Origin of the sequence: Microbacterium faecale, assembly GCF_014640975.1 — a bacterium.
Taxonomy (GTDB): Bacteria; Actinomycetota; Actinomycetes; order Actinomycetales; family Microbacteriaceae; genus Microbacterium; species Microbacterium faecale.
On record NZ_BMHO01000001.1, the window covers coordinates 585340 to 604126 of the forward strand.

Here is an 18787-nt window from a genome sequence, read left to right on the forward strand (position 1 = left end):
CTCAGGGGCATCCGACAATGACGGCCGACGTGCGGCCACGGGAAGGATCGAAGATGACGGATTCCAGCTATGACGTGATCGTGGTCGGCGGCGGTAACGCTGGCTTCGCCGCCGCGCACGCGGCAGCCGAGCGTGGACGCCGCGTGGTTCTGCTTGAGCGCGGTCAGCGAGACATGTCCGGGGGCAACAGCTTCTACACCGCCGGCGCGACGCGGATCAACCACGGCGGCTTCGACGATCTCAAAGACATCGTCGACTCGGACGAGCGACACGACCGCACCGAGGTACCGCCGTACTCGTCGGAGGAGTACCTCGCAGACCTCATCAAGGTGACCGACGGCAAGACCGATCGCGCCATGGCCGAGGTGCTCGTGCACGAGTCGCAGGACGCCGTGCGCTGGCTGCACGGGCTCGGCCTCAAGTACCGCCTCATGTACGAGCGACAGGCCTACGACCGACCCGACGGCACCTACCTGTTCTGGGGAGGCCTGCACATCGGTAACGTCGGCGGCGGCGAGGGTCTCATCGCCGACCACACCGCGGTCGCCGAGAAGCTCGGAACCGAAGTCCGCTACGGCGTCCGTGCGACGTCGCTGGTGGTCGAGGAGGGACGCGTGGTGGGCGTCCGCGCCACCGACGAGACCACCGAGGACGAGCTGGAACTACGCGCCGAGAGCGTCATCCTCGCCGCGGGCGGCTTCGAAGCGAGTCCGGAGCTGCGCGAGAAGCACCTCGGTTCGGGATGGTCGAACGCGAAGGTTCGCGGCACGCCCTACAACCTGGGCGACATGATCTCGGCGGCGCTCGCCGTCGGCGCGGCGGAGGGCGGCGACTGGTCGACATGCCACTCGGTGCAGTGGGATGCCGGCGCCGAGAACAACGAGTCGAACCGCGAGCTCACCAACCGGCTCACGCGCCAGAGCTACCCGCTGGGCATGATCGTGAACCGGGAGGGCGAACGCTTCCTGGACGAGGGTGCGGACTTCCGCAACTACACGTACGCGAAGTACGGTCGCGAGATCCTCAAGCAGCCCGGATCCATTGCCTGGCAGATCTTCGACGCCTCGCTGCGACCGATGCTGCGTACCGAGGAGTACGACATGCCCGGCATCGGCGTGCACCAGGCGGACACGCTTGACGAGCTCGCAGACGCGATGGGCGTAGAGCGCGCCGCACTGGGCCGTACGGTGGACGCGTTCAATGCATCCATCGACCGCGGCGTCACCTTCGACCCGACGGTGAAGGACGACCGTCGCGCGGACGTCGTCCCGCCGAAGTCGAACTGGGCGGCGCCCATCGAGACCGGCCCGTTCTACGCCTATCCCGTGACGTGCGGAATCACCTTCACCTTCGGGGGTGTCAAGGGAGATCTCAACGGTCGGGTGCTCGACCAGCACGGCGAACCGATCCCCGGTCTGTTCGCGTGCGGCGAGATGCTCGGCGGACTCTTCTCGGGCAACTATCCGGGCGGCTCAGGGCTCGCGGCCGGCATGGTCTTCGGCCGTCGCGCGGGGGCGGCAGCCTGATCGTCCCGGGGTAGGTTCGTACGAGACCGAGGAGGCCGAGATGGCGACGAGCGTGTACGACGAGATCCGCGAGGCCATCGTGGTCGGCGCCATCGTGCCGGGGCAGGTGCTGTCCGAGAACCAGCTGGCGACCGACTTCGGCACGTCACGCACCCCCGTGCGCGAGGCGCTGCACCGCCTCGAGATCGAGGACCTCGTCGAGCGACTGCCGCGCGGGGTGCGCGTCCGCGAGACGAGCCCGGAGGAGATCATCGACATCTACGACGTGCGCATCACCCTCGAGGGTGCTGCCGCGCGGGCGGCGGCGGAGCGAGCCACCGAGCTCGACCGCCGGCGCCTGCGCGTCGCGCAGGACGCGATGGTCGCCGCCGGGAGCGACCCGCGGCAGCGTGCGGAGACGAATCGGCACTTCCACGAGGCGATCTGGTCCGCCAGCCACAGCCCGACGCTCGTCGACCTGTTGCATCGATTGAACGTGCATCTCGTGCGCTACCCGACGACCACTCTCGAGGGGGACGACCGCTGGACCGCGGTGCTGTCGGAACACGAGGAGCTGCTCGAGGCGATCGAGTCGCGCGACGCACTGCGGGCGCGCCAGATTGCCGAAACGCATATGACCGCCGCGCGCGAGGTGCGGATGCAGATGTACGCCGAGCAGGGCGGGCGGCCGACGCGGTCCTGAGCCGACGGCGTCAGGCGGCGTTCTCGAGCCAGGCCGTGCCCTTGACGCGGCGACCGAGGGTCCACCAGCGCATGGCCATCAGCACGCCGAAGAAGGCGAAGGCGACGAAGAACAGGCCCCAGGATCCGTGGGGGGCGGCCATCAGCACGATCAGCAGGTAGGCGACGAAGGGCACGAGGTTCACGAGGCCGGCGAGCGCGAGGTAGCGCGAGTCGTTGGCGCCCATGAGCACGCCGTCGAGCACGTAGACGACCCCCGCGATCGGCTGCAGCGCGCCCATCAGGATGAACGCCGGCAGAGTCAGCCATGACATGCCCCACTCGCCCGTGAAGGCGACGCCGAGGACGGGGGAGAGGCCGGCGATGACGAGCCCGATGACGACGCCGCTCATCGCGCCCCACGCGACCGTGCGGCGCAGCACGTAGCGCACGCCGTCTTCGTCGCCGGATCCGAGGTGCTTGCCGATGAGCGCCTGCGCCGCGATCGCGAGCGCGTCGAGCGCGAACGCGGCCGTGGACCCGATGGTGAAGACGATCTGCCAGCCCGCGAGCTCCTCGGTGCCGAGCGTCGTGGCGGCCACGACGGTGAGCAGCAGCCCCGCCCGCAGCGCGACCGTGCGCAGGAAGAGCCAGCCGCCCGTCAGTGCCGTGCCGCGCACGCCGGCCCGCGAGGGAGCCGCGCTGGATCCGTGTTGCCGCACCAGCCGCGCCGCGATCACGACGTACGCGACCACCATGCCCCACTGCGCGACGATCGTGCCCGCCGCGGATCCGGCGATGCCCCAGCCGAGACCGTAGATGAACAGCCAGTTCAGCAGGGCGTTCGCCGCGAAGCCGCAGCCGGCGATCCAGAGGGGGGTGACGGTGTTCTGCAAGCCGCGGAGCAGGCCGGTCGCGGCGAACACGATGAGCATTGCGGGGATGCCCCACATGCTCAGCCGGAGGTAGATCTCGGCCTGTTCGGCGACGGCGGCGCTCGGGCCGAACAGCGAGATCATCCACGGCGAGAGGAAGTACCCGACCACCGCGAGCACCCCGCCGATGCCGAGCGCCAGCCACATGCCGTCGATGCCGCGCGAGACGGCGCGAGCGTTGTCCCCGGATCCGAAGAGGCGCGCGACCGCGGGAGTGGTCGAGTAGGCGAGGAACACCATCAGGCCGACGAACGTCTGCAGCACGCTGCCCGCGATGCCGAGGCCGGCCAGCGGGGTGACGCCGAGGTGGCCGATCATCGCCGAGTCGAGCGCGAGGAACAGCGGCTCGACCACGAGCGACCCGAGAGCGGGCACGGCCAGCCTCAGGATGTCTCGATTGAGGCTGCGGGTCACCCGATAAGCCTAGGCTCCTACGATGGAGAGATGACCTCTTCGTCCGGCCTCGCAACCGAGGACTTCTCCACCGACATTCGTCCACAAGACGATCTCTACCGCTACGTCAACGGCGCGTGGCTCGATCGCACTGAGATCCCGTCCGACAAGGCGCGGTGGGGATCCTTCCACCAGCTCGCCGAACAGGCCGAGAAGGACGTTCGGGCGATCGTCGTGGACGCGCAGCGCGCCGATCCGGGCACGCTGGAGCGCCGCGTCGGCGACCTCTTCACGAGCTTCATGGACACCGAGCGCATTGCGGCGCTCGGTGTCGAGCCGATCCGCGAGCAGCTCGCGGCCGTCGACGAGATCGCCGACGTTCCCTCGCTGCTGCGCACCACGAGCCGCCTCGACCGTGCCGGGGTCACTAACGTCATCGGCGCCTTCGTGGAGCCCGACCCGGGCGACCCGACGCGCTACATTCCGTTCCTCGTCCAGGCGGGCATCTCGCTCCCGGACGAGCAGTATTACCGCGAGGACGGCTTCGCCGAGATCCGTGAAGCCTTCGTCGCGCACGTCGACCGCATGCTGGCGCTCGCCGGGGTGTCGGATCCGGCGGACAGCGCCGCGCGGATCATGGCACTCGAGACGACGGTCGCGAAGCACCACTGGGACAACGTCGCGTGCCGCGACGCGGTCGCCACCTACAACCTCATGACGTGGGCCGAGGTGCAGCAGCTCACGGGCGTCGACCTCACCCCGTGGCTCGACGGGATGCTCCGCGAGGACGTCTCCGCGGAGGGCTTCGCCGAGGTCAACGTCGCGCAGCCGTCGTTCCTCGCCGGCCTCGGCACTCTCCTCACGCCGCAGCGCCTCGACGACTGGAAGGCCTGGCTGCGCTGGAAGATCGTGCGCTCCGCCGCGCCGTACCTGACGGACGACCTCGTGGCGGAGAACTTCTCCTTCGTCGGCACGACGCTCGCCGGGGTGCCGGAGAACCGCGTGCGCTGGAAGCGCGGCATCAGCCTCGTCGAGGCCGCGATGGGCGAAGCCGTCGGCCGCATCTACGTCGAGCGGCACTTCCCGCCGGAGGCGAAGGAAGAGATCGACCGCCTCGTCACCAACCTCATCGAGGCGTATCGCGCGTCGATCTCGACGCTCGACTGGATGAGCGCCGAAACGCGCGAACGCGCGCTCGACAAGCTCGACCGCTTCACGCCGAAGGTCGGCTACCCGACCAAGTGGATCGACTACGCCGCGCTGGAGATCGATCCGGAGGACCTCCTCGGCAACGTGCGCCGGGCCAGCGTCTTCGAGCACGACCGTCAGTTCGCGAAGATCGGACAGCCGATCGACCGCGACGAGTGGCTCATGACGCCGCAGACGGTCAACGCGTACTACCACCCGCTGATGAACGAGATCGTGTTCCCCGCGGCGATCCTGCAGTACCCGTTCTTCGACCCGAACCGCGATGCCGCCGCCAACTACGGCGGCATCGGCGCCGTCATCGGTCACGAGATCGGGCACGGGTTCGACGACCAGGGCTCGCAGTTCGACGGCACCGGTGCGCTCAACAACTGGTGGACCGAGGACGACCGTGCCGCGTTCGAGACGCGCACGAAGGTCCTCATCGAACAGTACGACGCGCTGACCCCCGTTGGGCTGGCCGCCGAGCACACCGTCAACGGCGCGCTCACGATTGGTGAGAACATCGGCGACCTGGGGGGCATCAGCATCGCGCTGAAGGCCTACGAGTTGTCACTGAACGGTGATGAGGCCCCGGAGATCGACGGACTCACGGGCGTGCAGCGCGTGCTGCTGTCGTACGCGCAGGTGTGGCAGCAGGCCAGCCGCGACACCGAGACGATCCGTCTGCTCGCGATCGACCCGCATTCGCCGAACGAGTTCCGGTGCAACCAGATCGTGCGCAACGTCGACGCCTTCTACGAGGCGTTCGGCGTGACCGAGGCGGACGCGCTGTGGCTTCCGAAGGAGGACCGCGTCTCGATCTGGTGACCCGGGCGCGACGGCGCCGGCGTCAGTCGAAGACGTAGCGGTCGCGTCCGACGAACAGCCCGATCACGAGCTGCCCGAGCAGCCCCGCGATGACGTAGCCGAGCGGCCAGGTCCACGACGCGGTCGCGGCGTGAAGCCAGCCGAAGATCAGCGGTGCCGCGCCGGAGATCACGTAGCCGACCGACTGCGACATGCCGCTGAGCGCGGACGAGGTGCGGTGGTCGCGGGCGCGGGAGGCCATCAGCGTCAGGGCCATCGCGATCGAGGCGCCGCTCGTCAGGCCTTGCACGAGCAGCCAGACCACGAGCACGTTTGGCGCGACGATCAGCCCGATTGTGCCGATGACGCCGAACGCGGGCAGCAGCGCGGGGATCCACCGCTCCGCGCGACCGCGCAGGAGCAGGGGCAGCGTCAGTGATCCGATGACGCCCGTGATCTGGAACAGCATGACGTCGTTGCCGGCCGCGATCTCACTGTGGCCGTGGTCGCGCGCGAACGGGGCCGTCCACGTGAGCATGGCGTAGAAGAGGATCGACTGCGTACCCATGTAGAGGCCCACGAGCCACGCCGTGCGGTCGCCCCACACGCTGCGTCGGACGACCTCGCTCCGCGGCTGCGGGCGCACGCGCTCCTCCGGGCCGGCCTGCCGCATGTGCCAGATCCACAGCACGCCGGCGATCGGCAACGTGGCGCTCATCGCGACGAGCGCGACGCGCCAGCCCGCGGATCCCTCGCCGCCCGAGACGAGGTACGACACCGGCACCACGAGGCTCGAGGCGACCGCGCCGAACCCGGCGAAGAGCGCGGTGTAGATGCTCGTGACGACGGGAGACCGTCGTCCGAACGAGCGCTTCACGACCGCGGGCATCAGGACGTTGAACATCGCGATCGTCGCGCCCACGAGGAGAGTTCCGACCCAGAGGCCCACGTCCGCCGCGACGCCGGGCAGCGAGCGGACGACCGTGCCGACGCTGAGCAGGATGATCGCGGCGAGGATGACGGGCCGCAACCCGAAGCGCTGGGTGAGCGGATGAGCGACCGACGAGATGATCGACCACGACAGCACCGGCAGCGATGTCAGCAGGCTCAGGACCGACAGCGGCTGTCCGGTCGAGGCGCTCATCTGCTCCAGCAGCGGCCCGATTCCGGTGATCGGCGTGCGCATGTTCACGCCGATGAGGCAGATCGCCGCGAGCAGCAGTGCGAGGGAGATCCGACGGTCGTCGGTGGGGCGATCGGTCACGACCGGATGCTACACCTGTCGGAGTCGCGGTCGAGCATCGGACGCCTCGGCGCTGCGTGCCGTCACAGCTCGATGCGGGCGGATCCCCGCGGCGCGCGCACGTCTGTACGGTGCGAGACGAGCACGACGATGCGGTCCTCGGTCGCGGCGCGGATATCCGCCATCACCGCCTCCGCGGTCGGCCGGTCGAGATGCGCGGCAGGCTCGTCGAGCAGGATCACGTCGGCGCGATTGAGCAGTGCCCGCGCGACAGCGAGACGCTGGCGCTCGCCGCCGGACAGCGCGGATCCGCCCGCCCCGACGTGCGTGTCGAGCCCATCGGGAAGCGACGCGACGAGGTCGCTGAGGCCGGCGCGCGCGAGGGCCGTGAGCATCTCGGCGTCGTCGGGAGCGTCGTCGCGGGCGCGGCCGACGAGGAGGTTGCCGCGGAACGTCGAGTCGAACACATACGCGTCTTGCGGGCACCAGGCGACGCGGCCGCGCCAGGAGGCCGGATCGAGGTCCGTGAGCGCGACGCCGTCGGCGCGCACGGCGCCCTCCGCCGCTGGCAGGGCGCCCATGATCACCGACAGCAGGGTGGACTTCCCGGCGCCCGAGCGCCCGGAGACGACGAGCCACTCGCCGGTTCCGACCGATCCCGACAGCCCGGAGAAGACTGGTTCGGAACGACCGGGGTAGGTGGCGGCGACGCCGTCGATCTCGAGGCGCGTGACGGGGCGGGGCGCAGGCGCGGTGCCGGTCGAGACCGGGCGCGGCATGGTCAGCAACGGCGCGATACGGCGCGCGACCTCGCGGAGCGCGGGGATCCGGTGGCACGCGACGATGAGTTCATCGAGCGGCTCGACCGCGGCGAGGGCTAGCAGCGCGACAACGCAGACGAGCTCAGCCGGCGTCGTCGGGGACAGGAGCGGAGCCCAGGCGGCGAGCGCCGAACAGGCGAATACCGCGACCGCGCTGCCGAGACCCGCGCCGAGCGAGCCCCAGCGTTCCGCGCGAGCGAGCCGGGCGCTGACCTGGTCGAGGCGCGTGACCGCGGGGTGGGCGACGCCGTTCGCCCGCAGGTCGTCGGCGGAGGTCGCGAGCGCCGCGGTCCCCCGCACGAGCGTCGACCGTTCGTGGATCCGTCGTCGATGCGCACCGCGCGCGACCACGATCGCGAGCACGGCACCGATCACGGCTGCCGCGGCGAGGACCCCGCCGACGACGCCCACCAGCTGCGGAACCGTGATCCAGGTCGTCACCGTGATGCCGAGCACTGCGAGGGCGCCGACGGCGAGCGGCGGGACCGTGCGCGGCAGCAGGTCTCGCAGCTCGTCGGTGAGCGTGACGAGGTAGTCGACGGGGGATCCGCCCTCGAGCACGCGGCGGGATCCGGCGCCGCGCGCGGCGATCGAGCGCCACAGGCGCCGGCGCAGTCGGTCGGTCACATGGAACGACGCGGCGTGCGTCACGAGGCGCTCGGCATAGCGCGACACGGCGCGCCCGATGCCGAAGAACCGCACGCCGACGATCGCGACGAGCAGGTACATGATGTACTCCTCGACGCTCGCGCGCACGATGAGCCATCCGGACACGGCAGTCAGCGCGAGCCCCATCCCGGTCGTCGCGGTGGCGAGCAGGATGCCGAGCGCCCACCGCGCGGTCGTGGGGCGCAGGAGGCGCAACAGCGCTCGCCACCGGGCCGGACGGTCGGGCTTCAGCGCGTAGTGCTGGGGCCCGCGCAGGCTGGGCAGGCGGAGGGATCCCGAGTCGGGCGCGTCGGGGAGGCGAATGGAGTCGGTGATCACCGGGATCCCGACGGTCGTCGACGTCGGCTCCTGCCGGGCGCCATCCGCGGGAGAGACGGTGGGCGCGGCCGGTGCGGCGTGCGGGCTCGACACGGCGACCGCGTCGCTCGGATGCGCTGAGGCCACATCGACGGCGACCGTCCGCTTCGCAAGCGCGAGGGTGGCGGGCTCGTGTGTCGCCAGGATCACCGTCGCGGCCGATGCGCGGCGACGGATCGCGTCGCGCACGCGCCCCGCCGAGCGTTCGTCGAGGTGCGCGGTCGGTTCGTCGAGAACGAGGACCCGGGCACCATGGTCGACGCGCACCAGCGCGCGGGCCACGGCGAGGCGCCGCAGCTCTCCCGGGCTCATCTCCGCGATCGACGAATGGGCGAGCCGCGCGATGCCCACCTCGCGCAGCGGGGCCTCGGGGTTCTCGGATCCGTACAGCACGAGCTCGTCCCACGGCGTCGCCGTGAAGGCCCGCGGCACCTGCGGTGCGTAGGCGACGAGCGCGGGATCGATGCCGACGATCCAGCCCGACGAGTCGGCGCCCGGCGGCAGCGTGCCGGCGATCGCGGCCAGCAGCGTCGACTTGCCGCTGCCCGACGGGCCCGTGACCGCGGTGATCCCACCGATGTCCGCCGACAGTCGGTCGAGGGTCGGCGCCGCACGGTCGGCGTAGCGCACGCTCAGGTCGTGGATCGTGATGGGGGCCGGCGCATAGTCGGGCACGACGTCGGGCTCATCCGCCCAGGCCGCGCCGGAGGCGATCTCGTCGAGCGTCGGGAAGTCCTCCGGAGCCTCCGTCCGCTGCGGCTCCGTGCGCACGAGCGGCAGGTCGATGGGGCTCGTGATGTCGGCAACGACCGGCAGCTCGGATCCGCGCACGTCGCCGCGCCGCGCGCCCGACAGGATGCGGCGCACGCGAGCGAGGGCCGACAGCCCGTTCTGCGAGGAATGGAAGGCGGATCCGACCTGCCGCAGCGCCGTGAAGCACTCGGGCGCGAGCAGGAGCGCGACGAGCGCGGTCTCGAGCCCGACCGTGTCGTTCATGAGCCGCAGGCCGAGCGCAACCGCGACGATGGCGACCGAGATCGTCGCGATGAGCTCCAGCGCGAGGGCCGAGAGGAACGAGGTGCGCAGCGTCTGCTGCAGGCGCGTGCGATACTCGCGCTGGATGTCGTCGAGCGCCCGCGCCTGCTCGTCGGCGCGGTTGAGGCCGACGAGCACGGGCAGGCCGCGCGCGAGCTCGGTGAGGTGGTTCGCGAGGCGGGCGAGGGATCCGGTGGCCTCGTCGGTGCGCTCCTGCGTGTGCTTGCCGATGAGCACCATGAACAGCGGCACCAGCGGCACCGTGAGCGCGACGATGAGCGCGCTCAGCCAATCGGCGCCGAGGATCCACAGGCCCGCGATGAGCGGGACCGCGACCGCCTGGATGATCGCGGGCAGGCTGGTGGCGTAGTACTCGTCGAGATCGTCAAGGCCGTCCGCGGCAAGGATCGAGACGGATCCCTCGCCCTCGCGCTCGCGGGCGATCCGCGCCGGGGCGATCGGACGCGGATCGTCGTCGTCCTCCGCGAACTCCGCGCCCTCCGCGTCGCCGGCGGCGAGGCGATCCCACAGGCGCCCCCGCAGGTCGCGCTTGACGGCAATCGCGATGTTGTGGCCGACGACGCGCGTGCCCCACACGGCGAGCGCGCGAAGGCCACCACCGATGAGGCCGAGCAGCAGCACCGACCGCGTGTCGAGGTCGCCGGACATGACGCCCGCGATACCCGACGCGACGGCGGCGGCGACGAGCACGAGCCCTGCGCCCTTGAGGACGGCGAGCACGCCGAGGCCCACGAGGGCGACCGGCGGCACCGGGCCCAGTGCGGGCCGGGGCGTCGGTGCCGCGTCCCCTGCGGATGTGTGCCACGGATCGCTGCTCATTGTGTCTCCATGCCTACCCGACGGCCCGTCGCCTCAGCCGATGCCTCGCCAGACATTGCACGTCTTGGCCGCCCCGCGCGACAATCTCTGGCGACCCATCGAGGGGGGACCCGCCCGCGTGCACACGCGCGCCCGCATGCACACGCGTGCCCGCGTGACGCCCGCGCCCGCATGACGCCCGTCGCCCCCGAATGCCTCGCCACAGTTTGCAGGTTTTCGCGCCGTGGGGCTGCAATCTCTGGCGACCCAAATTATTTCGGGCGCAGGATCGCCGGGACGACGATGTGCGGGTCGGGGATCATGCCGGGCTCGAGGCGCTTGCGGAAGATCCAGTACGACCACGCTTGATAGGCGATGACCAGCGGCAGCCCGAACGCCGCGACGATCGTCATCACCCCGAGGGTGTAGTCGCTGCTCGACGCGTTCGCGACGGTCAGGCTGTACGCGTCGCTGAGCGTCGATGGCAGCACGTACGGGAACATGCCCGCGAACACCGCCCCGGCGCCCGCGACGATGAAGCCGACGTACCCGCCGAAGGCCACGCCCTCCCGCCGGCGCCGGGCCGCGGTCGTCGCGACCGTTGCCGCCACGACCGCGGCGGCGACGAGCGCCCACGACAGCACGGATCCGCCGTGGGCGAGCTGCACCCACACCGCCCACGCGGCCGCCGGCAGCAGCAGGAACGGCCCCCACGTGCCGCTGAAACGCCCGGCTCGCGCGCGGATCTCGCCGTCCGTCTTGAGCGCGAGGAACGCGGATCCGTGGGCGAGCGCGAAGCAGACGACAGCGAGACCGCCGAGGACCGCGGGAAAGGAGAACCATGCGAACGGACCACCCGAGCGGTCGCCGTTTCCGTCGAGCGGCAGGCCGGTGGAGGTCAGCGCGAGCATCGCGCCGATGCAGAACGACGCCACGAGGGATCCGACGCCGAGGCTGCGTGTCCAGAACGTCGCCCACCGCAGCGTGTGCACCTTGCCGCGGAACTCGATCGCCACCGCGCGGGCGATGAGCGCGATGAGCATGATCGTCAGCGGCAGGTACAGCGCGGAGAACAGGGAGGCGTACCAGTGGGGGAACGCCGCGAAGATCGCGGCGCCGGCGGTGATCAGCCAGACCTCGTTGCCGTCCCACACGGGTCCGATCGTGTTCAGCATCGTGCGCCGGGTCTTCTCGTCGCGCGTGCTGAAGAGCATGTGCATGCCCACGCCGAAGTCGAAGCCCTCGAGCGCGAGGAAGCCGATCCACAGCACCGCGATGGCGCAGAACCAGACGAGGGGAAGGACGTCCATGGTGTCTCCCATCTCAGTAGGCGAACGCGAGCACGTCGTCGCGCCGGTCGTCGGATCCGTCGGGGGTCTCGTCGCGCGACAGTTCGGGCATCGCGCTCGCCGCCCCGCCGCGCACGTAGCGGACGAGCAGATACAACTCGAAGACGAGGATCACCGCGTAGACGGCGGTGAGCGCGATCACGGAGAAGAGCATCTCGCCCGCCGTCACACCGGGGGAGACGGCGGCCGCGGTGAACATGAACACCCCGTCGATGCCGGACGGATCCGGGTTGGGCGCGACGACGAACGGCTGACGTCCGATCTCGGTGAAGATCCAGCCGGCGATGTTCGCCGCGAACGGCGCCACGATGCCGAGGATCGCGAGACGCATGATCCAGGGCGAGGTCGGAACCGTGCCGCGGCGCGTCAGCCAGAGCGCGACGACACCGCCCGCCGCGACGATTCCGCCGAGGCCGATCATGAGCCGGAAGCCCCAGTACGTCACCCACATCGTCGGCACGTAGTCGATCGTGCGGCCGGCGTGCTCACCCGCGAGCGCGTCGTCGGGGATCGTCTCGCCGTACTGGTCGATGTAGTGAGGCTCGAGGTCGTTGATGCCGGGCATGTCGGCGCCCCACTCGCCCGTGCCGAGGAACCCCAGCACGCCGGGCACTTCGATGAGCGTGACGACGTCGTCGCAGTCGCCGCCGGGGTCGCCGATCGACAGCACCGAGAAGGATCCGCCCGTGTGGCATGCGGCCTCGGCGGCGGCCATCTTCATCGGCTGCTGCTCATACATGAGCTTGCCCTGCACGTCACCCGAGACGACCGTTCCGGCGAAGCCGAGGATCGCGATGATCGCGCCGAGGCGGAGCGACCAGATCCACATGCCGTGGTCGGTGCGGTCGCGCCCGGGCGCGGTGCCGGACCCGACGACAACGTGCCAATCGGATCCGACCGTGTCGATGCCGTCGTGGCGTCGGCGCCACAGGTGATACCAGCTGATCCCGAGCAGGAACATGCCCGCCACCACGAGCGCGCCGAAGAGCGTGTGCGTGTAGGCGGCGATCGCGGTGCTGTTGCCGAGCACGGCCCACACGTCGGTCATCACGGGGCGGCCGTCGGGCGCGAGTTCGACGCCGACCGGATGCTGCATCCACGAGTTGGCGACGATGATGAAGTACGCGCTGATCCACGAGCCGATCACCGCGATCCACAGCGCGGCGAGGTGCAGGCCCTTGCGGATCCGGCCCCAGCCGAAGATCCACACGCCGAGGAACGTCGACTCGACGAAGAATGCGAGCAGTCCCTCGAGCGCGAGCGGGGCGCCGAACACGTCGCCGACGAAGCGCGAGTACTCGCTCCACGCCATGCCGAACTGGAACTCCTGCACGAGGCCGGTCGCGACGCCGACGATGAAGTTGATCAGGTAGAGCTTTCCCCAGAACTTCGTGGCACGCAGGTACTTCTCGTCGTCGGTTCTGACCCACAGCGTCTGCATCAGGGCGACTGCGGCGCCGAGGCCGATCGTGAGCGGCACCATGAGGAAGTGATAGACGGTCGTGATGCCAAACTGCCACCTGGCGATGTCGAGGGGATCCACGAACGCTCCTTTTCTACACGACGTAGAAGACTCGCGATCGAGTGTAGACCACATTTCGACAGCGTGTAGAAGTTTTTCGACGCGAAGTAGATCTTCCTTCGACACGCGGTAGAATCAAAGCAGGACGCCGCGGATCCCACGCGGCCGGAATGCACACGGGGGCAGATTGAACCATCTCGGAGACCTGGAACGCGGGGTCATGGACGTGCTGTGGGACGCCGACGACGCGCTCACCGCGTATGACATCAAGGACGCGATCGAGGCTATGCGCGGACGCGAGATGGCCGCGACGACCGTGCTCACGGTCCTGTCGCGCCTCGAGAAGAAGGGCCTCGTCTCGCCCGACAAGTCCGTGCGCCCGCACCGCTACAGCGCGATCGGATCGCGCGCCGAGCACCAGGCAGAGCTCATGCACGAGGTCCTCGGCGGATCCGGCGATCGCACCGCCGTGCTCGCCCGCTTCGTGGGAGGCGTCTCCCCCGAAGACGCCGCCTACCTTCGCAGCCTCCTCAGCTGACCTGCGGGCGCCTCGCTGCGTTGTCCTCGTCGACGCACGCCTGTGCGCCTTCCGCGTCCGCCTTGCGACGCCCTCCGCAGGCCACCTGAGGTGCGCCCGACCCTATGGGTCGCCAGAGATTCCCACTCTCGGCGCCCCACGTCTGCAAACTCTGGCGACCCATTGATGAGGGGGGATCCACTGTGCGGGTGCGTAGGCTCGTGACATGTCCTTTCCGGCGCTGATCGCAGCCGTCGCGCTCGCGCTGGTCGCGGTCGTGCTCGCGTGGCCGGTGCCGATCGTACTGTCGGGCGCCGCATGGCCCGCCCGCGCCCCGGCCCGAGCCCTGCTGCTCTGGCAGGTCGTCGCGCTCGCCGGTGGTCTGTCGATGGTCGGCGCGCTCTGGCTGCTGGGCGACGCGTTCTTTCCGGCGCATCCGTGGCTCGCGGGGATCCCGGCGTTCGCCCTCGCGCTCTACCTTGTCGGCCACCTCGTCGTCACGATCGTGCAGTTCGAGCGCCAGCGCCGCCGTCACCTTCAGCTGCTGCTGCTGTTGAGCCAGCCGGATCCCACGCGCAAGCGCACCCTCCTGCTCGACGACAGCGCGCCGGTCGCCTACTGCTTGCCGCGGGGCATCGGATCCGTCACCGTGCTGTCGAAGGGGCTGCTCGACACGCTCTCCGAGGACGAGCTCGACGCCGTGATCGCGCACGAGCGCGCGCACGTCGAGCAGCGTCACGAGGTCCTCCTCGTCTCGTTCCGCGCGTGGCGGCAGGCGCTGCCGTGGTTCCCGATCGCCGCGAGTGCCGAAAGCGAGGTCGAGGCGCTTGTCGAGATGCTTGCCGACGACCACGCGCGCCGCACGCAGCCCGACGGGGTGCTGGCGCGCGCCATCCTGCAGGTCGGCCAGGTGCACGGCGGCGAGGGCGGCTCGAGCCGCCGCAACCGACAGGTCGATCGCTTCCGCCGCCTCGCGGGCTGACGCGCGTCACCTGATGTGAGTCGCGACCCGCTGGCGGGCTAACGTATCGGCATGGCCTCATCCCACCCCGTCATCGTCGTCGGCAGCGTCTCTGCCGACGTCACCGCGTTCGCCGATCGCTCGCCCGCCCCCGGAGAGACGATGTTCGGCAACGCCTTCTCGCTGGCCGCCGGCGGCAAGGGCGCCAACCAGGCGATGGCTGCCGCTCGCGCAGGAGCCGAGACGTTCTTCGTCGCGTGCGTCGGCGACGACCCGTTTGAGGCCATCGTCACCGACGCGCTCACCGAGGCCGGAGTCGAGACGCGATACGTGCGTCAGATCCCGGGCGAGGGGACAGGCATCGCGCACATCCGCGTGGACGCCACGACGGGCGAGAACTACATCGTCATCGTGCCGCGCGCGAACTCACGCCTCAGCCGCGATCACGTCGACGCCGCGATCGACGAGATCGGTGCCGTGGGCGGGGTTCTGCTCACGCAGCTCGAAACGCCGCTCGACGCCGGGCGGCACGCTCTCGCGCGCGCCCACGAGGCGGGTCTCACGGTGATTCTCGACCCGGCGCCCGCCGCCGCGATGCCCGACGAGGTCTGGCAGACGGTCGACATGGTTACGCCCAACGAGACCGAGGCCGCCGTGCTCACGGGGATCGCCGTCACCGACCGGGCCTCGGCGATCCGCGCGGGCGAGTGGTTCGTCGCCCGTGGCGTCGCGACCGCACTGATCACGATGGCCGGATCCGGCGCCGTCGCCGTCACCCGCGAGGGCGCCCGGGAGTACGAGCCGTTCGTCGTCGACGCCGTGGACACGACCGCCGCGGGCGACGCGTTCGCGGGAGGGTTGGCGTCCGCGCTGGCCTCCGGATCCGATCTCGACGCCGCCGTGCGCCGCGCGATGGCGACCGGCGCGATCGCGGTCACGCGGGTGGGCGCGGCGCCGAGCATCCCCACGGCCGCCGAGGTCGACGCGTTCCTCGCGGAACACTCCCCAAGACATCCGATCTCTCGATAAGGTCAAGCCATGGCTGTCACGGACGAGGCGATCGCGGGCATCAAGGACATGATCGTGTCGGGCCGGCTCGCCCCCGGCGACCGGCTGCCCCCGGAGAAGGAGCTCAGCGAGGAGCTCGGTCTGTCCCGCAGCAGCCTGCGCGAGGCGGTCAAGGCGCTCGCCGTGATCCGCGTGCTCGACGTGCGCCGCGGCGACGGCACGTACGTGACGAGCCTCGAGCCGAACCTGCTGCTCGAGGCCATGAGCTTCGTGGTCGACCTGCACCGTGACGATTCGGTGCTCGAGATCTTCGCGGTGCGGCGGATCCTCGAGCCCGCGGCCGCCGAGGCGGCCGCTCACGTGGCGACGGTCGACGACCTCGACGCGCTCGACGGTCTCATCGATGACGTCGTGAGCGAGCCTGACATTGACGTGCTCGTCGCCCACGACCTCGCCTTCCACGCGCGGATCGCGACGACGACGGGCAACTCCTACCTCGCCGGGCTGCTCGACTCGATGTCCGGGCCCACCGTGCGAGCGCGCGTCTGGCGCGGCATCACGGAGGCCGGGGCGACGAATCGGACCATCGACGAGCATCGCGCGATCGTTGGCGCGCTGCGCCGCGGCGACGCGCCCCTCGCCCACGCCCTTGCCGTCGCCCACGTCGCGGGGATCGAGCAGTGGCTGAAGGGAGCGACCGCCTGAGGCGGTGGCGGTCTCAGTGCGCGCGGGAGATCACGCGTTCCAGGGGAATGGGCGGTCGGAGTCGAGGGTCGCATCCTTGCCGACTCCCTCGAGCGAATCGGCGCCCGAGCGCACGCAGATCCACTTCATCGCCGCCGGGCTGTCCGGCAGGCAGCGAAGCGCCATCATCGTGCCGGGCGCGACGCGGACGACCGTGCCTGCGTTCAGGGGCACGATGTCCTCGCCGAGGACGATCTCACCCGTGCCGTCGAGCACGATGTAGAGCTCTTCGGAGTTCGCGTGGGAATGCCAGAACGGCGATTCGCCGCCCGGTTCGGTGGCGTTGATCGAGAGCCCCGTGTTCTCCGCGCCGAGGTCTCCTTCGAGGAATGCCTTGCCGCTCCAGGAGTCGAGGCGGCCGATCTGGGTGACGCTGTATCCACTCATGCCCTCACGCTATCCGACGCCCATGTCCGCAAGTCTCCGACAAGTCCGGCGCGGTTCACAACGGACTTGTCGGAGACTTGCGGACTTGGCGCTGGCGCATTGGTTGGCGACGGGTACAGGCCACGCCGGTGGCTGGCTGGTGGTGTAGACATCCGATCTATGGGGGCTCCAAGTGGTAATCTGGGCGGGGATTGCACCACGCGGTCCGTAAACCTCAGATGTTCGGAGAAGAATTCATGCGACTTGCGCGACGCGGCGCACCGGGCGCGGAGAAGCCCGTTGTTCTCGAGGGCGACCAGGCCTTCGACCTGACCCCGCTCACCACCGATATCGATGGCGACTTCCTCGAATCGGGCGGAATCGAGCGCGTGCGTGAGGCCCTCGCCGCCGGATCGCTCCCCGTCGCCGACATAGACGGCACGCGCGTCGGCGCCCCCGTCGCGCGCCCGAGCGCCGTCTACTGCGTCGGCATGAACTACGCGGCGCACGCCGCCGAATCCGGATCCGCGCCGCCCGAGAACCTCGTGCTGTTCATGAAGGCTCCCAACACCGTGGTCGGACCGTTCGACGACGTGCAGATCCCGCGCTCGAGCTCGAAGACCGACTGGGAGGTCGAACTCGCCATCGTCATCGGCAAGCGGGCGAGCTACCTCGACAGCCGGGAGCAGTCGATCGACCACATCGCCGGCTTCACGATCGCGAACGACCTGTCAGAGCGCACGTGGCAGCTCGAGACGTCTGGCGGGCAGTGGGGCAAGGGCAAGTCGGCGCCCGGCTTCTCGCCCCTTGGCCCCGAGCTCGTCACCCCGGACGAGGTCGACGTGTCGGACCTGCGGCTGCGCAGCTTCGTCAACGGTGAGCCGCGACAGGACTCGCGCACCTCCGACCTCATCTTCGACGTGCCCTACATCGTGTGGCATCTCTCGCAGCACCTCACTCTCGAGCCGGGTGACGTGATCATGACAGGCACGCCGGAGGGTGTCGCCCTCTCGGGTCGCTTCCCCTACCTGAAGGCCGGCGACGTCGTCGAGCTCGACATCGAGGGCCTCGGATCCCAGAAGCAGGTGTTCGCGTGAGCGCTGGCGGAACGTTCGACGGGCTGAAGGCGATCGTCACCGGCGGCGCGAGCGGGATCGGCGCGGCCATCGTCGAGCGCCTGCGCGCAGAGGGTGCGCAGGTCGCGATCTTCGACCGCGAGGTGACCGACGGTCTCGTCGACGCTTACCGTGTGGACGTCACCGATGACCGCACCGTCCGCGAGGGCGTGGCCGCGGTCGCGGAGGACTTCGGCGGCATCGACATCGTTGTGAACAACGCCGGCATCGGTGCGCAGGGCACGATCGAGGACAACGACGACGATGAGTGGCACCGCGTCTACGATGTGAACGTCGTTGGGGCCGTGCGCGTCTCGCGTGCCGCCCTGCCGCACCTGCGTCAGTCTGCAGCGGCATCGATCGTCAACACGTGCTCGATCGCGGCGACCGCGGGCCTTCCCGCGCGCGCCCTTTACGGGGCGACGAAGGGCGCGGTTCTGTCGCTGACCCAGCAGATGGCGGCTGATCACCTGCGCGAGGGGATCCGCGTGAACTGCGTGAACCCCGGAACCGCCGACACACCATGGGTGGGGCGGCTGCTCGACTCGGCTCCGGATCCCGACGCAGAGCGCACGGCGCTCAACGCGCGCCAGCCGCACGGGCGGCTCGTGCGGGCGGACGAGGTGGCCGACGCGGTCGCGTACCTCGCGAGCCCGCGGGCCGGATCCACGACCGGAACCTCGCTCGCCGTCGACGGCGGCATGCAGGGCCTGCGCCTGCGTCCGGAGTAGTCCGCGCGGGAACGTGGGTCG

15 protein-coding genes are annotated in these 18787 nt (G+C 70.3%); 9 read left to right on the plus strand and 6 right to left on the minus strand.

From position 1 onward, the window contains the following. Nucleotides 1-53 precede the first annotated feature (53 nt). Both tcuA and IEW87_RS02705 read left to right on the plus strand, forming a co-directional pair. Nucleotides 54-1526, plus strand: coding sequence for an FAD-dependent tricarballylate dehydrogenase TcuA (gene tcuA, locus IEW87_RS02700; RefSeq protein WP_188710763.1), 1473 nt, complete (start codon nt 54-56; stop codon nt 1524-1526). Between the two features lie 40 nt (nt 1527-1566). Then, nucleotides 1567-2208, plus strand: coding sequence for a GntR family transcriptional regulator (locus tag IEW87_RS02705; RefSeq protein ID WP_188710764.1), 642 nt, complete (start codon nt 1567-1569; stop codon nt 2206-2208). Nucleotides 2209-2218: 10 nt separating this feature from the next. Here the strand turns inward: IEW87_RS02705 and IEW87_RS02710 are convergent, their stop codons facing one another. Then, a complete protein-coding gene (locus IEW87_RS02710) occupies nt 2219-3535 on the minus strand; it encodes an MATE family efflux transporter (RefSeq protein ID WP_188710765.1) in 1317 nt (438 codons plus the stop codon). A 30-nt stretch (nt 3536-3565) separates the two neighbouring features. On the opposite strand from IEW87_RS02710, the gene IEW87_RS02715 reads away from it, so the two are divergent. Further along, entirely contained in the window at nt 3566-5530 is a 1965-nt protein-coding gene (locus IEW87_RS02715) for a M13 family metallopeptidase (RefSeq protein ID WP_188710766.1), read from the plus strand. A 22-nt stretch (nt 5531-5552) separates the two neighbouring features. Here IEW87_RS02715 and IEW87_RS02720 read toward each other — a convergent pair whose 3' ends face one another. The 4 genes from IEW87_RS02720 to IEW87_RS02735 all read right to left on the minus strand — a co-directional run bounded on the left by IEW87_RS02720 (nt 5553) and on the right by IEW87_RS02735 (nt 13345). After that, nucleotides 5553-6773 (minus strand): MFS transporter, encoded by a 1221-nt coding sequence (locus IEW87_RS02720; RefSeq protein WP_229730872.1) that lies wholly within the window; start codon nt 6771-6773, stop codon nt 5553-5555. Between the two features lie 62 nt (nt 6774-6835). Next, complete coding sequence (cydC, locus tag IEW87_RS02725) at nt 6836-10474, minus strand: thiol reductant ABC exporter subunit CydC (protein WP_188710767.1); 3639 nt, start codon at nt 10472-10474, stop codon at nt 6836-6838. Nucleotides 10475-10725: 251 nt separating this feature from the next. After that, complete coding sequence (gene cydB, locus IEW87_RS02730; RefSeq protein WP_188710768.1) at nt 10726-11763, minus strand: cytochrome d ubiquinol oxidase subunit II; 1038 nt, start codon at nt 11761-11763, stop codon at nt 10726-10728. Nucleotides 11764-11776: 13 nt separating this feature from the next. After that, nucleotides 11777-13345: a cytochrome ubiquinol oxidase subunit I gene (locus IEW87_RS02735; RefSeq protein ID WP_188710769.1), complete on the minus strand. Its 1569-nt coding sequence runs from the start codon at nt 13343-13345 to the stop codon at nt 11777-11779. Nucleotides 13346-13511: 166 nt separating this feature from the next. Here IEW87_RS02735 and IEW87_RS02740 point away from each other — a divergent pair, with 166 nt between their 5' ends. From IEW87_RS02740 to IEW87_RS02755, 4 genes are all read left to right on the plus strand, one after another. After that, a complete protein-coding gene (locus IEW87_RS02740; RefSeq protein ID WP_188710770.1) occupies nt 13512-13862 on the plus strand; it encodes a BlaI/MecI/CopY family transcriptional regulator in 351 nt (116 codons plus the stop codon). A 205-nt stretch (nt 13863-14067) separates the two neighbouring features. Beyond that, the gene (locus tag IEW87_RS02745; RefSeq protein ID WP_188710771.1) at nt 14068-14823 is read left to right on the plus strand and encodes a M56 family metallopeptidase; all 756 of its coding nucleotides are present in this window, start codon (nt 14068-14070) and stop codon (nt 14821-14823) included. A 51-nt stretch (nt 14824-14874) separates the two neighbouring features. Then, nucleotides 14875-15831: a ribokinase gene (locus IEW87_RS02750; RefSeq protein WP_188710772.1), complete on the plus strand. Its 957-nt coding sequence runs from the start codon at nt 14875-14877 to the stop codon at nt 15829-15831. A 9-nt stretch (nt 15832-15840) separates the two neighbouring features. Further along, nucleotides 15841-16515 (plus strand): FadR/GntR family transcriptional regulator, encoded by a 675-nt coding sequence (locus IEW87_RS02755; protein ID WP_188710773.1) that lies wholly within the window; start codon nt 15841-15843, stop codon nt 16513-16515. A gap of 30 nt (nt 16516-16545) precedes the next feature. Here IEW87_RS02755 and IEW87_RS02760 read toward each other — a convergent pair whose 3' ends face one another. Beyond that, nucleotides 16546-16941, minus strand: a complete 396-nt coding sequence (locus IEW87_RS02760; protein ID WP_188710774.1) for a cupin domain-containing protein — start codon at nt 16939-16941, stop codon at nt 16546-16548. A 236-nt stretch (nt 16942-17177) separates the two neighbouring features. On the opposite strand from IEW87_RS02760, the gene IEW87_RS02765 reads away from it, so the two are divergent. Beyond that, nucleotides 17178-18017, plus strand: coding sequence for a fumarylacetoacetate hydrolase family protein (locus IEW87_RS02765; protein WP_188710775.1), 840 nt, complete (start codon nt 17178-17180; stop codon nt 18015-18017). Then, nucleotides 18014-18766, plus strand: coding sequence for an SDR family NAD(P)-dependent oxidoreductase (locus tag IEW87_RS02770; protein ID WP_188710776.1), 753 nt, complete (start codon nt 18014-18016; stop codon nt 18764-18766). The genes IEW87_RS02765 and IEW87_RS02770 overlap by 4 nt, the downstream gene beginning before the upstream one ends. Nucleotides 18767-18787: the final 21 nt, after the last annotated feature.

Excerpts from the sequence above, each read along its gene's own strand:
- IEW87_RS02715 (WP_188710766.1), top strand. The coding sequence starts at position 3,566 with ATGACCTCTTCGTCCGGCCTCGCAACCGAGGACTTCTCCACCGACATT.
- IEW87_RS02755 (WP_188710773.1), top strand. The coding sequence starts at position 15,841 with ATGGCTGTCACGGACGAGGCGATCGCGGGCATCAAGGACATGATCGTG.
- IEW87_RS02760 (WP_188710774.1), bottom strand. The coding sequence starts at position 16,941 with ATGAGTGGATACAGCGTCACCCAGATCGGCCGCCTCGACTCCTGGAGC.
- IEW87_RS02765 (WP_188710775.1), top strand. The coding sequence starts at position 17,178 with ATGCGACTTGCGCGACGCGGCGCACCGGGCGCGGAGAAGCCCGTTGTT.
- IEW87_RS02705 (WP_188710764.1), top strand. The coding sequence starts at position 1,567 with ATGGCGACGAGCGTGTACGACGAGATCCGCGAGGCCATCGTGGTCGGC.
- tcuA (WP_188710763.1), top strand. The coding sequence starts at position 54 with ATGACGGATTCCAGCTATGACGTGATCGTGGTCGGCGGCGGTAACGCT.
- IEW87_RS02750 (WP_188710772.1), top strand. The coding sequence starts at position 14,875 with ATGGCCTCATCCCACCCCGTCATCGTCGTCGGCAGCGTCTCTGCCGAC.
- IEW87_RS02745 (WP_188710771.1), top strand. The coding sequence starts at position 14,068 with ATGTCCTTTCCGGCGCTGATCGCAGCCGTCGCGCTCGCGCTGGTCGCG.
- cydC (WP_188710767.1), bottom strand. The coding sequence starts at position 10,474 with ATGAGCAGCGATCCGTGGCACACATCCGCAGGGGACGCGGCACCGACG.
- cydB (WP_188710768.1), bottom strand. The coding sequence starts at position 11,763 with ATGGACGTCCTTCCCCTCGTCTGGTTCTGCGCCATCGCGGTGCTGTGG.